Source organism: Longimonas haloalkaliphila, from assembly GCF_055379825.1.
Map to the genome: position 1 here is coordinate 922,487 of NZ_AP043948.1, position 14,974 is coordinate 937,460.

The following is a 14,974-nucleotide window of genomic DNA, read 5'->3' on the forward strand; positions in this document are numbered from 1 at the left end:
TGCGCCAACTTCGCATAGCAATCCCGGTATCATGATTGCATCCGTATGCACAAATGCAAATTGCGCACCATCCGCCGGTACATTCGCGACAACCCGATACAATGGACGATAGACCGGCTGCATCCAGACGGTCCGCAAAAAGAGCTGCTGTCGTGAACTGTGCCGCCTCTCTGTCGATGTAGAACACGCTCAAGAGGCCCCACGAACCCAGGGCCCGACCTTGCGTTCGGCTGAGGCGCGTGCATTCCTCTCCTAATTCCTTTACCGCCGCATGCCCTGGTACGACAGCTGGTTCGACAGCGATGCCTACACGCTTGTTTACGCACACCGCGACGCCGACGAGGCCCGGCAGTGTCTCGACCTGATCGAGTCGGTGCACGCGCCCGAGGCCAACGCGCGCATCCTGGACGTAGGGTGCGGGCGCGGACGCCATGCGCTGAATCTGGCGGAGCGGGGCTATCGCGTTACCGGCATCGATCTGTCGGAAGCGGCAATCCAGGAGGCGCGCAGGCGCGGCGCCGAGCGTAACCTGCCGGCTGTGTTCAAGGTGCGCGATATGCGCGATGCGGTCTGCGACGGCTGCTTTGAGGGCGTGGTCAACCTGTTTACTACGTTCGGCTACTTTGCCGAAGATGCCGAAAACGAGGCCGCTCTCCGCGCCATGCGCACCGCCCTGCATCCCGGCGGCTGGTTCGTGCAGGACTTCCTGAACGCTCCACAGGTGCGTGCCACCCTGGTGCCTGAGGATGAGCAGGTGCGCAACGGGGTCCACATTCATCAGCAGCGGTGGATCGAGGACGGGCGCATCCACAAAACCATTACCCTCGAAACCGACGAACACACCGAAACGCACCGGGAGTCGGTGCGCCTCTTTACCCGAAACGACCTGGAGGCGATGTACGAATCCGTCGGGCTTGTGCCCACGCAGGCCTTTGGGCACTACGACGGACGCCCCCACTCCGACGAGAGTCCCCGCCTCATTCTCATGGCCGAACGGGCGTAACATACCCACGCATGTTTAAATGCATGTTCGGCGGGTGGGTGGAAGATAGAGCATGGACAGCTGAACGAGCAGAACGTCTATCCCTCCCCCCGCTCCTGAGCCCGGTGTCTCGCAGAGAAGCGACTCTGTACCGATGCAACCGGGCTCCGGCAGGGCGCGACATTGCAGGGCGCGACACTGCAGGGCGCGACATTATGGCGCGATGAGCTCTGTTTCGGGCAGCGACACCGCGTCGTGCGGCAGGTTGCCCCGGTAGGAGCGCAGGTACACGAATGGCGTGTGGTGCAGGAAATTGGATACGCGCCCGGTGTACACGTCGGCATAGCGCTCCACCTGCCGTGCAAAGAGGCTCTTGTCTTTGCCTGTGCGCATGATAGGCCCCCAGTTGTCGTTGCCCAGTTGCCCTGCGGCCCGTGCCAGTGGCGCAATCTTCTTATCAATAGCGACAAGATCCTCGCGCAAGTTTACCATCTCGCGCTCCAGCTGCTTGGGTCCGTCGTGATCGGTTGGACCATAGCCCTTGCGAAGGCGCTGCACTTCCAGGCGCATCCGAGAGTACTTCTCCTCTAGCTTGTTCTTTTTCTGCATCAGCTGGGTGAGTTCGCGCTGCTTCTCATGAAACATCTGGAAGGCCAGGATCTCCTCCTCCAACTCGCGCACGACCAGCGCCGTGCGCCAGCGCAGCACCTTCTTCGTGATGTTTACGTCCACAAACAGGTGGTCGCCCACGTAGAGAATCTCCTCGCCCGAAAGACCGAGTGTCTCCTCAACCAGCGATGCGTTTGCGCCTACATAGACCGCGTCTTCAGCGAGCGGACCGCCCGCATGCTCGCGCAGCATCCCGTCTTCCGAGACGACGCGGAACGCCGGCATCCGTACCGAAAAGAAGTCGGGCTTGCGCGCACCTACGATCGAGATATCAAACAGGTCGCTCCACGTCATCTCGCCCGGCAGGTAGGGGTTGAAGACGTAGTCGAGCATCGGCTGGGCGTACGACCACTCCGAGTTTGTAATCAAAAGCAACTTGCGCCCTGCAGCCTTCTGGTCAAGCAGCGCAAGCGGCATCTCTTCATCCACGTCTACAAACTGCTCGGGCGAGGCGATAATCTCCTTCTTCAAGCGCCCCTCCATGTGCGCGGTGTCGAGGGTCGACTGCACCTCTTCGTAGAGCGTATGATAGCTCATCGACCCCGACAGCTTCCCTTCGTCCATCAGGTCTACCAGCTGCATGTACATGCAGGCCGCCGAAATGGAGAACAGCGTGTTCAGAAACTGCCAGCGGTCGTCGGCCAGGTCGACCAGGATGCGCTGGTAGGTCTGCTTCTGCGTGTCGTAGTCGAGCGGGTCGGTGCCGTGGAACGCACGCTTTACGTAGCCAAAGCGATTGGCCTTCACCACGTTGCCGCGCTTCGTGTCCAGAATGAGGCCGCGAATCACCATGTCGGGCTGAAACGTGAGGTCGTCGACCGGCCATCCACGGGCGCTTAGCCCCTGCTTCAGATACGAATAGGCCCGCTCCTCCCACGCGCGCATGTGGTAGTGCACCAGCGTGTAGTCCATGTCGTAGCCGATAGCGCGAATCCCGCGCAGGTTCAGGGTGCGGTTGCAGAACAAGCCGCGCGTTCCGTTGGGCATAGGCAAAAAAGATCAAACTCGTGTAAGCAATGGACCGGGTCTACGTACAGCAGTCTGTTTTGCTTCGTGGCACAGACAATCCTTTTGTTATGTGCCTTTTGTTATGTGCAGCTTGTTGCGTGCAGCACGCTCGCTGTTCGTGTATGGTCGCATTCCGGGCGATCCGGGTTGTATCTGACCGGCAAAATCCATTCATTACAGTGTCAATAGCTGCCCCCCTCACGTATACGTTCTGCTGTGTCCGTCTGCCCTGCTCTCTCCTGCCGCCGTACCTCTCTTCGTTTCTGGAGAAAGCGATGGCGTCAGCCTTTCTGGATGATGCTCTGCGCCGGTCTGGTGGTCAGCCTCGTTGGCGGACACGGTCTTGCAGGCGCATCGTATGCTGCTTCACCAAAAGCCGTACACGACGTCGCGGGGACCGCTCTTCCTGATACGACGGTCGCTGAATCGCCACCGCGCACGGTCGACCACGACGGCGTGCTGCGCATCAACGACCCGCTGCATCGCTTTCTGGAGCGCCAGCAGACGCTCGGGCGCCTGCCTCGTGCGGTGCTCACCCACCAGCCGCTATCTGTAGGCGAGGCGCACCGTCACCTCGACAGCCTGCAGGTCCGTCGCAGCCAACTCTCTGAGGCCGAGCAAGCAATGCTCGATCGGTACCAGCGCCGCACAGGCCGCCCCGGGGCCGCGTGGGGGCAGCGGCACGGGGGCTTTGCAAACGGACACGACTTGCTGAGTGCGTCGGGGGCAGGGTATGCGGTGCAGGCCAATCCGGTGCTATACGGTACGGCCGGGTCGGTGCACGAAACCGACATCCCATCGCGAAGCAGCACGACAGCCGCCTGGCGCAGCTCAATCGGGGCGCGCGTGCAGGGGCGCCTGGGCCGCTACGTCTTCTTCAACGTGCAAGCCGACGCAAGCCGCGCGCGTCCGCCTCGCGTGCAGGTGCCAGACGAGGGCCGCTCTACCGCGCCGCGCCTCGGTAAGGTAACGCTGCGTGGCGATACCTACGGGTACACGTCGGTGCGTGGTACGGTGGGGCTGCGTACCCGCTTCTTTGAGGTGCGGGCCGGACGCGACCAGAACCGCTGGGGACCCGGTGCGGGCTCGGTTATGCTCTCTAACTTCGGCCCGGCCTACAACCAGCTGCAGCTGCGCACCACCGTGTGGCGCGTGCAGTACACCAATCTGTACACCCGCTACGCCGCACCTGCGGGTCCGTCTGCACCCGACGAAACGCCCGACGTTACGCGCCGGCCCCGCAGCTACGGCGCCTCGCACCGACTCGCCATCGACCTGACCGAGAACGTCGAAATCGGACTGTTCGAGACGATCGTGTTTGCGCCGGAACGCGACTCTACCGTCAACCGCCGTGGGTACGACGTCGCGTTCTTGAACCCGATCATCTTCCTGCGCGCCGTGGAGCGCGAGCTGGGCAGCCCCGACCGCGCGCTCGTGGGCATCGACGGCGCCTGGACCGCAACGCCCGGCCTGCGCCTGTACGGACAGTTCGTGCTCGACGAGTTTGTAGCCAACGAGATCGGTCAGCAGTGGTGGGGGAACAAGTGGGCCTGGACGCTCGGTGCACACGTCGTGCTTCCGGCGCAGCCCGACCTGTCGCTTCGCGCCGAGTTTGCACGGCTGCGTCCGCACATCTACGCCCATACCTACGTACCCAACTCCTATGCGCACTGGGATGACGGACTCGGCTATCCTACGGGGCCTAACAGCATCGACATGGCCCTGCGAGCCGAGTACCAGCCGGCGGGGGCATGGCAGGCCGGGCTCAACGTGGCCTACACGCAGCGGGGGCGCAACACCGAAACGCAGAACTTCGGGAGCGATGCCACACGCACGAATCAGACCCGTGAGCGCGACCGTGGAGTTACTATGCTGCAGGGGGTGCGCCAGAGTATTCTCATGCTCGAGGGCCACGTCGGGGTCGAGGTGCTTCCGCAGCTCATCGTTGAAGCTGCGGTGCGTGCCGAGCAGATCACCGATGCCGAGCGCCCCCGCGATCGCTACGTGCATCCGTACCTGGCTGTGCGCTGGGGACTCCCGTTTCAGAGCCTGCGTTACTGATCCCGTCTGTGCCCCATCTGCTACGCCTGAAACGCATGTGGCTACAGCCCGCACAAACGCAACGAAACCGGAACCCGGGGCCGTCCGTGCGTTGATACCCTACCACGAATGGAAGCGCTTTCGATGATTACGTGAAGCGCGCTGTCTTTTCTGGCGTGAGTCTCTTGCATCAACCATCTGTACTATCATGAAGGGCACTACACTTACTCCGGAATCATCGGCAGCCTCGCCAATCGATGAACAGCGCGCCGAGCCGATTAGCGCGTTCGACATCTTCAAAATTGGCATTGGCCCCTCCAGTTCACATACAATGGGCCCCTGGGTGGCGTGCGCTACGCATGTACGGAAGTTGGCAGAGTCGGGGCGGCTGGAGCAGGTTGAAACCGTCTCCGTAACGCTGTACGGATCGCTGGCAAAGACCGGCAAAGGCCACGGCACCGATAAAGCGCTGCTGCTGGGACTGCGCGGCGACGATCCCGAGCAGATCCCCGTAAACCAGGTGCAAGAGCGGGTCGATGCGATTAAGGAGTTGGGATGCATCACGCTGAACGGCACCCACACGGTTCCCTTTCAGCCGAACGACGATCTTGTCTTTCGGCGCGATGAGACCAAGCCGTACCATGCCAACGCGCTCACCATCCATACCACGTTTGCCGACGACTCAACTACCGATGACACCTACTATTCGGTCGGAGGGGGCTTCGTCGTGCATGAGTCGGAGACCGACGAGGCCCACGGCATGAACGACGATGTGACGCTGCCCTATCCGTGCGGCACGGGCGACGACTTGCTCCGGCACTGCGCGCAGACCGGGGGCAGCGTATCGGAGCTGGTGCGCCGCAACGAGCGCGTCTGGCGAACAAACGAGTCAATCGACGCGCGCCTCATGCAGATCTGGGGCGTTATGAAACGATGCATGTACCGGGGCTGTCATACCGGCGGCGAGCTGCCTGGGGGACTGCAGGTGACGCGACGTGCTGAGCGCATGCACAAGGCGCTAATGGGTACGCACAACCTGCCCGAGTACAGCGATCCCAGTAGCTGGATGGCCTCCATTCGTACCGCCGACGATCGCTTCCAGACAATCTTGAAGTGGGTCAGCGCCTTTGCGATTGCGGTCAATGAAGAGAACGCCTCATTTGGGCGCGTGGTGACGGCTCCCACTAACGGAGCGGCCGGTGTTATTCCGGCAGTGCTTATGTACTACCTCTGCTTCAGTGGAGGCACGGAAGACGATGTGCCCCGCTTTCTGCTGACCGCAGCGCAGATCGGGAGTCTATTCAAGCAGCGGGCTACCATCTCCGCTGCGATGGGGGGGTGCCAGGCCGAGATCGGCGTATCGTCGGCAATGGCCAGCGCGGCGCTTACCGAGTGCCTCGGTGGCGATGTGGAGCAGACTCTCATGGCAGCGGAGATCGCGATGGAGCACCACCTGGGCATGACCTGCGACCCGGTCGGGGGACTCGTGCAGGTGCCTTGCATTGAGCGCAACTCCATGGGAGCAATAAAGGCTATCACCGCCAGCAACATCGCTCAGGAGAGCGACCCGGCGCATGCAAAGATCTCGCTCGACACCGTAATCCAGTCGATGTGGGAGACTGCGCGTGACATGAACAGCAAGTACAAAGAAACTTCTGAGGGCGGCCTCGCCGCGCAGATCCCCGTGAACGTAACGGAGTGCTAAGAACGGCCACAAAAGCGTTTTAGCATACGACATTGCAAGCGGTGCCAGCGATGCGGTCATCCCGTCTGGTCCTGCCTGAGAGCCTGTTTGGGTTTTGGTTTGCAGCCCATTGAAGCCGCTCGCAGCGCCCCGACCGCAGGAAGAAAGTACTCAGGGCCAAAATAAGAAATCAAAACGGACTCTGAAGCAGACTGCCTCCGCCAGAGGCACAGATCGCCACGTCATTCGCTTCTCTTCCGCATGATGACAAAAACGTACGCGTGTTTTCGCGGGCCTGCTTAGCCTGCACGCGTCGGCCGAGTGGAGGCTACGTAGCTGCCATCGGCATGTAACCAATGAAACCAACGGCCTCTCCCCCAGACACATATCTCTCGTTTGTTTGTAAGCGATTACATGAAAATTGTGTGATTGCACTGCGTTGTGCACGATGCTGCAATGTGGGGGAGACGTGCAGGTGGCGACAAAAAGCGAAGGGGTATATGCCCCTGGATAAGCCGTTATGAAATGCACATATATAGCCTTTTTGTGCTCAAAAGTGCGTTTGTGCGCACTGAGGGTGTATTTAAGGTATACGAAAAAGCAGAAGGTCAGCGGCGTGGCAGGCTGTCAGATTGAAGTGCAACCTATGCGGGTGCCGGTGCAAGTCTGGAAAAGATAGAAAGAGACCCTGAGAGTCTGATTGGACTTGACATCGTTGTAAGCGCTTCCTACCATGTAACCGCTTACATGATTGAACTATTACGAACCGGGCCTCCCTCGTCTCGTGGCTACTACGATCTATGACATTGCGGAACGAGCCGACGTCTCCACAGCGACGGTATCTCGCGTGTTGAACAAGCCCGCCGAGGTGAGTGAGACGACCCGCCAGCGCGTGCTGGATGCAGCGCAGGAGTTGAACTACCAGCCGCACGCCTCGGCCCAGAACCTGGCGCGGCAGCGCACCAACTATATTGCTGTGGTCGCTCCGGTTGTAGCCAACTACTTCTACATGCACGTGATGCGCGGCATCCAAGAGGTGCTCGCCGACCGCGAGTACGACCTGATGATTCACGTACCTTCGCATCCAGAAGACATTGAAAAGCGCTTACAACGCGCCACGCAGCCCGGCCGAAGCGACGGCATCCTGCTCCTGTCGACGCCGCCCAACGAATCCTGGGCACAACGCATCATCGAAGTAGGGCGCCCCATTATTCTGCTGGATGCGCACCACCCCGACATCGAGTCTATAGCGGTGGACAACGAACGGGGCGGATACAAGGCCACGAAACACCTTATTGATCTGGGATACGAGCGCATCGCCCACATTACGGCCACGCCCGAGCCACCGCCGGCCGTGCAGCGCCGGGTCGGCTACGAACGAGCCCTGAAAAAAGCCGGGCGCGAAGTTGACGGCCGGCTCATTGCTGCCTCAGAGGCGCTCCCCTTTGCCTTTTCGGAAGAGGGGGGATACCGCGCCATGAAACAGCTGCTGGACCAGCGTCAGCGCCCCGACGCAGTATTTGCTGCGTCTGATATGCAGGCCGTAGGGGCACTTGAAGCAGCGCGCGAAGCTGGCCTCTCGGTGCCGGGCGACCTGGCTATTGTCGGGTTTGACGATACAGACATCAGTCGCTTCGCGGGTCTCACTACGCTACGCCAGCCGGCGGAAGCAATGGGGCGCCGAGGGGCTGAAGCGCTCTTGCGGCACATTCAGGGGGCTAATCCGCCTGTGTCGAGCACGGTGCTGGCCCCGCAGCTCATCGTACGCGACACCTGCGGCGCTCGTCAGCAAGGCCCCAACGAAGCGGGCAGGCTGGCCGACGCAGTCCCCAGGGGGGCTCTGCAGAACGGAATATCCACAGAACAGCAGGACAGCTCGCAGTAGCGCTGCGAAGCAGATACCCACGAACTTTCACGTTTATATATGTCCCATAACACAGACGGTCTCATGCAAAGTAGACGATACAACTACCTGCGGCCCGTGCTTGTGGTCGCCTGCCTGATGCTCTGGGTTGGAACCGCTTTCGGCCAAGATCGGCAAGAGGTGTCGGGTACCGTAACCGACGCCGAAACAGGCGAGCCCCTGCCGGGCGCCAACATCACGGTTGTTGACGAACCCATCGGTACCTCCACCAACGTAGACGGCGAATACTCGCTGCAAGTCCCTGTTGATGCGGAAGCACTTCGCTTCTCATTCCTGGGATATGACGCGCAAGAAATCCCGTACGAAGGGCAGTCAACCCTCGACGTAGCGCTCGTACCCGCCGACGCTGAGCTCCAGGAGCTTGTCGTGATCGGGTACGGCGTGCAAGAAGAGCGCGACGTGACCGGGTCGGTGTCGAGCGTGCGCTCCGAAGACTTCAACCGCGCACCGGTATCGAGCCCGGAGCAGTTGATTTCAGGGAAGGTGGCTGGTGTGCAGATTAGCGCAGGCGACGGCTCTCCAGGAGGCGGCAACCTCGTGCGCATCCGAGGCGACAACTCGTTTAGCGCAGGCAACGATCCGCTCTACGTGATTGATGGTGTACCGATTGATAATTCGGGCAACAATGCGCAGCGCAACCCGCTCAGCTTTCTTAGCTCCAGCGACATCGAGAGCATGACAGTGCTGAAAGACGCCTCCGCAACGGCGATCTACGGGTCGCGTGGCGCCAATGGCGTGATTCTGATTGAAACGCGCCGCGCTGATGGCGACGAAGGACGCATCACCTACGACGGGTCGGTGTCAACCTCCGTTATCAACGAGCGCGTCTCGATGATGAGCTCGGACCAGTACCGCGGTGTGGTCCAAGACCTGGCTGCTGACAATCCGGATCGCTTCGGCTCAGCAGCAGGCCAGTTGGGCATTGCGAATACAGACTGGCAGGACCTCGTTGAGCGCCAGTCGTTCCGCCAGGAGCACTCAATAAGCTTCGCACGCGGCTACGAAGATGCCGACTTTCGCCTCTCGCTGAACTATCTCGACGAGGAAGGAACGCTGCGCGGCTCTTCCTTTGAGCGGCTCGGTCTCTCGTTCAACTATAACCAGCAGCTGCTCGACGACGACCTCACCATTCGGGCCAACCTACGCGGTTCGCAGACACAAGAGCAGTTTGAGCCCGGAGGCATGGTCGGAAACGCTGCGAGCTTTAACCCGACGCTCCCAGTCCGCGACGTGAACAGTCCGTTTGGCGGATTCACCGAGTGGGGCGAAGCGCTTGCTGAGAAGAATCCACTGGCTGAGCTGCTTCTTCAGGAGTCGAGCGGACGTGCTCTGCGTAGCCTTGGTAACGTAGAGGCTGAGTACCGCGTCCCATTTGTTGAAGGACTCTCGACGCGCCTGAATCTGGGATACGATGTGCAGAGCGGCGAAGAAGTCTTCTTTGCGCCTACCAACCTGAAAGCCCAGGCTGATGCATCGGACCCGGGCGTTGTAGCGCGCGCTAACTTCACGCGCATCAACCGGACGCTCGATGCATACATGTCGTACGACAACGAGTTTGAGTCGATCGACAGCCGCTTCGACGTTACGGCTGGATACTCCTTCCAGGATTTCAAGGGCGAGTTTCCCGAACTGGTAGGGCTGGGCCTCGACAGCAATATCTTCGGGTCGGGCACGGTATCGCCTGCCAGCGAGTTTGAAGCGAGCGTTACAGAAGTCCCGAACCGCCTGATCTCAGGCTTCGCGCGTGTCAACTACACCTTTGCGGACCGCTACCTGCTCACCACTACAGTGCGCCGTGATGGCTCTTCACGCTTTGGCCCCGAGAACCAGTTCGGGACCTTCCCCTCGGTTGCTCTTGGGTGGCGCGTTAACGAAGAACCCTTCATGGACGACGTTGACGTGGTTTCCAGCCTGCGCTTGCGGGTGTCAGCGGGTGTCGTTGGTAACCAGGAGATCGGAGACTTCCTCTACCTGCCTGTCTATGTACCGGGCGGGCCGCAAGCACGTGCCCGTTTCGGCAATCGCTTCGTGTCAACGCTGCGTCCGAACGCGGCCGATGAAGCGCTGCAGTGGGAAGAGACCACCAACTACAACATCGGAGTCAACTTCGGACTCTTCGACGAACGCGTTACAGGAGCCGTTGAGGTGTACCGTGAAGACGTAGACAACCTGCTTCGCGTGGTGCCTGTCGCTGCCGGAGCCAATCTGAGCAATCAGGTGCTGACCAACGTGGGTGAGCTGCGCAACGAAGGGCTTGAGATTAGCCTGAGCGGCGCGATCTTCCGTGAAGGTGACTTCACGTGGGATGCCCAGTTCAATGCGTCGACAAACCGGAATGAGATTCTCAGCATCGGTGGCGGCGTCGCAGAAGGCACTGACATTGAGGTGGGCGGTATCGAAGGAGGTACAGGAAATACTGTTCAACTCCTGCGTGAAGGCGAATCGCTAAACTCGTTCTTCCTCTTCGAGCAGCAGTTCGATGCAGATGGCAACCCCATCTTCGAAGATGAAGACGGGAATCCACTGACGGAGCGTCGCATTGCGGGCACCCCTGATCCGGACTGGATTTTCGGGCACACCTCGCAGTTTGCCTACCAGAACATTGACCTCAGCTTCACGCTGCGGGCACACGTTGGCAACAAGGTGTATAACAACAACGCCTCGAACTTTGGTCACCTGCAGCGTCTCACGGATGTTGTGCCGTCGAACCTGCACACCTCCTACTTCGAGACCGGATTCGACCAGCCGCGCTACTTCTCTGACATCTACCTTGAGGATGCATCATTCCTGCGCCTCGACAACGTGTCGGCCGGGTACACGGTACGAACGCTTCCGGGGGTGAGTCAGCTTCGCGTATACGGAACGGCCCGGAATCTCTTCACGATCACCGGATACAGCGGCCCGGATCCTGAGGTGCCGTTCGGCATCGACAACAACCTCTACCCACGCTCCCAAACCTTCACTGCAGGTGTAAACATCCAGTTCTAACGAATGCTGGTAGCGTCCCGTGCAGGTCTGGAGGAGGATGCTTCGGGCCTGTACATACGGCGTTCCGTTTGCATCACACGACCCCTTGCAAACCAACCCCATATTGCGATGAACCACGCTATACCTACATTAACGCGACGATTACTTCTCACAGTAATGCTCATCACAGGCATCGCGTACCTGACAGCCTGCGACGTGTCGGTCGACCCGATTGGGACGGCGACGGAGGAGCGCGTCTTTACGGAGGACGACTCCTACGAGCAGTTTCTTGCTAAGCTCTACGCGGGCTTGAACGTAACCGGCCAGGAAGGGGAAGCAGGCGACGGTGACATCGGCGGCATCGACGAAGGCTTCTCGCAGTACATACGCCTGTACTGGAGCATGCAGCAACTGCCAACCGACGAGGCGATCATTGCCTGGGAAGATGAAGGCATTGAAGAGCTCAGCGATCATAGCTGGGGACCGGATAACCAGTTCACACGCGGGATGTACGACCGCGTGTTTTTCCAGGTCTCGCAGTCAAACGAGTTTCTCCGCCAGTCGACTGAAGATCTTCTGGAAGACCGGGGCAATGGTCAGCAGATTCGTGAGCGCATCCCTCAGTTCCGCGCTGAGGCGCGTTTCCTGCGTGCGCTCAGCTACTGGCACGGGCTTGACATCTTCGGTCCTACGCCGCTCGTAACGGAGGATTTTGTGCGTGGAGCGGAAGCGCCGCCACAGAGCACGCAAGAAGAGATCTTCAGCTTCATCGAGTCTGAGCTGCTCGCCATTACTGGAGAGAGCGGCAATGGCGAGGAGATCCTGCCGCCTATCGGCGACGCCGAATACGGACGGGCCGACCAGGGTGCCGCCTACATGCTACTCGCCAAGCTCTACCAGAATGCACCGACGTACACCGGTCAGGATCGCTCCAGCGATGTTGTACAGTACACGGAACGCATTCTCGATTCAGGTGCGTATCGTCTTGAAGACACCTACCACAACCAGTTCCTGGCCGACAATGCCATGTCGCCCGAGTTCATCTTTGCGATTCCGCACGACGGCGATAACACGCGTCACTTTGGGGGCACGACGTTCCTGGGCAACGCGTCGCTCGGCGGACAGGCCGACCAGTTTGGTCTGCAGGGATGGTTTGGGCTGCGCACGACCAGCGCTGTAGTTGATCGCTACGACGGAAACGACCAGCGCCCGGTATTTCCAAATACAGCCGGCGACCAGTTCATTCAGGAAGGCCGCTCGAAAGAGATTACGAGCATAACTGATTTCGCGAACGGAGGCGGTTTTCTTGTGCCGAAGTACCAGAACGTGACGTCTGCGGGGGAGCCCGGGGTAAACAATATACACTCAGATGTGGACTACCCCATGTTCCGGTTGGCTGACGTGCACTTGATGTATGCTGAGGCTGTGCTGCGTGGCGGCGGCGGAAGTGAAGCCCGCGCGCTCGATCTCGTGAATGATCTCCGCGAGCGCGCCTTTGGCGGAAGCAGCGGCAACATCACGCAGGCCGAACTCGACCTCGACTTCATTCTCGACGAGCGGAGCCGCGAGCTCCTCTGGGAAGGCCATCGCCGCACCGACCTGATTCGCTTTGAGCAGTTTACCGACCAGGGCGTATGGCCGTGGAAAGGGGGCGTTGCAGAGGGGCGAACCACAGAAGGATTCCGCGATCTGTATCCGTTCCCCTTCACGGAACTGAACGCTAATCCTACGCTCCAGCAGAACCCGGGCTACTAAGGGTAACCACAGTCCTTCGCCGATCCGGGCGTGGCGCATATAATGCATGCCGCGCCCGGTACGGAGGCTGACGTTATAGCACGGCAGGATGCTGCCACCCCCTTTTCGAATTTGCTTCCATGTTATCTACTGCCAAATATGTATCGAATAGCCACACGAACACTTGGCGTTGTGCTGCTGCTCTTCTGGAGCTTGGCGCTCGTTGGGTGTGACGACGACATCAGCAGTGTCGAAGATCTCGACATTCAACCCAGTATCGACCTTCCGAGTAGTCTAAGCCTTGCACTCCTCGACGCGGAAAGCCGTACCGAGTTTAGCACCACCTACCAGGGACTCGACCAGGCGCCTAACGTGTCGGGATCTGGCAATCTGGTCGTAGAACCCGTCAGCGAGTCGGGCAGCGCCGCGCAAGGCGGATCGCAGCAGTGGAGCGTCGGATACGACGGCACTGTGAGCGGCGTTCAGGAAGAAACCATCACCATTCAAACATCAAGCGAGGGAGAGTCGATAGAGCGGGAAATCAACGTAACAGTCAGCCCGTTCGTGATCTCAACCGACTTTGCCAGCCGCTTCATTGTGGTTGAAGACTTTGAAACTGACTTTCCAGACAATCAGGGAGCCGACAACCCGGCGGACCAGCGCCCCATAACGACGACTGGAGCAACCACGGCGGCCATCCAGTCGGAAGCGTCTTCGCCAAACAGCAACGGGCCCAACGCGCTCGAAATCAATGCCGCTGCAGGAGATCCCGTTGCCTTTGAAAGCACGGTAAGTGCGCCAGGAGCCAATCTCTTTACGTTCCTCGTTCGCTCTCCGGATGCTGCGTTTGACCTGACACTGACCTTCGTCGAAGAGGCGAACGGGGCAGAGGTGGAGCATGAGATCGTCGTACCTATCACCGAAGGCGCCGGCTGGCGTCAGTACGGTATTGGCTTCTCCCAGATTGACGTTGACTTCAACCCGGTGGCTGTTCGAGCAGGCGGAAACGGTCCGTTGAAAAGCGTGCGCCTCTCAGCAGATGCAGACGTTACCTTCCAGGTGGATGAGCTCATGCTGGGTACCGAACAAGGATCCATTGCTGAGATCAATGACTTCGAAGCCACTACGAATGCGTACATTACCTTCAGTGGGGCCTCCTTTGGGTTCACGGACCAGGTTGCAGAAAGTGCGTTTGGCACGCGTGCTCGCGACCTCCAAGACGTAAGCTTCTTCGGGTATAACCAGGGAGGCATTCGCATTCAGGATGCTGCAAACGGTGAACTGAAGTTTCGGATCGGTGCTGTTGCAGAAGACACAGAACTGGAAGTCTTCCTTGAACTGAATGAGGGAGGTGGAACAGCTACCAATATCACGATCGAAGCCGGCAGTGAATGGCAAGACATCTCGGTGCCGATCAGCGAGTTAGCTGAAAACCCATCAGCACTCGCAAGTGGAATCAGCAACGTTGGATTCAATTTCGTGTCTGGATCCAGCAGCTTTCTTATTGACGACCTCCGTCTGGATGCTACCGGTAACTAATCACGGTAACTAACCAACCCGTTGGCCGCGGTTTGCTCTCGCGAACCGGACGGCATATTCCCCCTACGGAGGAGGTCCCCTGTGCGGGCCTCCTCTACGATGGGGAAATTTAAAAAGGAAATTATGCGGCCCCTGCCTGTGTAGGTACGCTGCCTTCGTGTACGCGCTCGATCGTTTCTCCTAAGAGCCTGTTTGGGTTTTGGTTTGCAGGCGAGAGCGAGCGCCGCTGAGGCGAAAATTGGGCCACGATGGAGGTTCGTAGCCGGGGCTACGGGCCGACATTGGGGGCAATTTGCAGTCCAGCGCCGCCGCTCGGAGCCCAAATTAAGAAATCAAAACAGGTTCTAAGAAGCAGCGTCTACGTGCGCTGTGTTTTAGGAGAGCCGATCTGCGTTCAAGGTGGGCTCTTGTGAGCTCGACCTGTCTC

General features: G+C 59.7%; 8 protein-coding genes. 7 read left to right on the forward strand and 1 reads right to left on the reverse strand.

The window, feature by feature from the left end:
* Window positions 1–271: 271 nt before the first annotated feature.
* The gene (locus ACZ48V_RS03625; protein WP_464541685.1) at window positions 272–1,003 is read left to right on the forward strand and encodes an SAM-dependent methyltransferase; all 732 of its coding nucleotides are present in this window, start codon (window positions 272–274) and stop codon (window positions 1,001–1,003) included.
* 192 nt (window positions 1,004–1,195) lie between these two features.
* On the opposite strand, the gene ACZ48V_RS03630 is transcribed toward ACZ48V_RS03625, so the two are convergent.
* Window positions 1,196–2,638, reverse strand: a complete 1,443-nt coding sequence (locus tag ACZ48V_RS03630; protein WP_464541687.1) for an HAD-IG family 5'-nucleotidase — start codon at window positions 2,636–2,638, stop codon at window positions 1,196–1,198.
* Between the two features lie 315 nt (window positions 2,639–2,953).
* Between ACZ48V_RS03630 and ACZ48V_RS03635 the strand changes: the two genes are divergently transcribed.
* From ACZ48V_RS03635 to ACZ48V_RS03660, 6 genes are all read left to right on the forward strand, one after another.
* Window positions 2,954–4,720 (forward strand): capsule assembly Wzi family protein, encoded by a 1,767-nt coding sequence (locus ACZ48V_RS03635; RefSeq protein ID WP_464541689.1) that lies wholly within the window; start codon window positions 2,954–2,956, stop codon window positions 4,718–4,720.
* A gap of 187 nt (window positions 4,721–4,907) precedes the next feature.
* A complete protein-coding gene (locus ACZ48V_RS03640; protein ID WP_464541691.1) occupies window positions 4,908–6,404 on the forward strand; it encodes an L-serine ammonia-lyase in 1,497 nt (498 codons plus the stop codon).
* Window positions 6,405–7,167: 763 nt separating this feature from the next.
* On the forward strand, window positions 7,168–8,268 hold the full coding sequence (locus tag ACZ48V_RS03645; protein ID WP_464541693.1) for a LacI family DNA-binding transcriptional regulator: 1,101 nt from the start codon (window positions 7,168–7,170) through the stop codon (window positions 8,266–8,268).
* Window positions 8,269–8,307: 39 nt separating this feature from the next.
* Complete coding sequence (locus ACZ48V_RS03650) at window positions 8,308–11,295, forward strand: SusC/RagA family TonB-linked outer membrane protein (protein WP_464541695.1); 2,988 nt, start codon at window positions 8,308–8,310, stop codon at window positions 11,293–11,295.
* Between the two features lie 156 nt (window positions 11,296–11,451).
* Window positions 11,452–13,029 (forward strand): RagB/SusD family nutrient uptake outer membrane protein, encoded by a 1,578-nt coding sequence (locus ACZ48V_RS03655; RefSeq protein ID WP_464541697.1) that lies wholly within the window; start codon window positions 11,452–11,454, stop codon window positions 13,027–13,029.
* 138 nt (window positions 13,030–13,167) lie between these two features.
* Window positions 13,168–14,547 (forward strand): hypothetical protein, encoded by a 1,380-nt coding sequence (locus ACZ48V_RS03660; RefSeq protein WP_464541699.1) that lies wholly within the window; start codon window positions 13,168–13,170, stop codon window positions 14,545–14,547.
* The last annotated feature ends 427 nt before the right edge of the window (window positions 14,548–14,974 follow it).

Coding starts and splice junctions, on each gene's coding strand:
- ACZ48V_RS03625 (WP_464541685.1), top strand. CDS start 272: ATGCCCTGGTACGACAGCTGGTTCGACAGCGATGCCTACACGCTTGTT.
- ACZ48V_RS03630 (WP_464541687.1), bottom strand. CDS start 2,638: ATGCCCAACGGAACGCGCGGCTTGTTCTGCAACCGCACCCTGAACCTG.
- ACZ48V_RS03635 (WP_464541689.1), top strand. CDS start 2,954: ATGATGCTCTGCGCCGGTCTGGTGGTCAGCCTCGTTGGCGGACACGGT.
- ACZ48V_RS03640 (WP_464541691.1), top strand. CDS start 4,908: ATGAAGGGCACTACACTTACTCCGGAATCATCGGCAGCCTCGCCAATC.
- ACZ48V_RS03650 (WP_464541695.1), top strand. CDS start 8,308: ATGTCCCATAACACAGACGGTCTCATGCAAAGTAGACGATACAACTAC.
- ACZ48V_RS03655 (WP_464541697.1), top strand. CDS start 11,452: ATGCTCATCACAGGCATCGCGTACCTGACAGCCTGCGACGTGTCGGTC.
- ACZ48V_RS03660 (WP_464541699.1), top strand. CDS start 13,168: ATGTATCGAATAGCCACACGAACACTTGGCGTTGTGCTGCTGCTCTTC.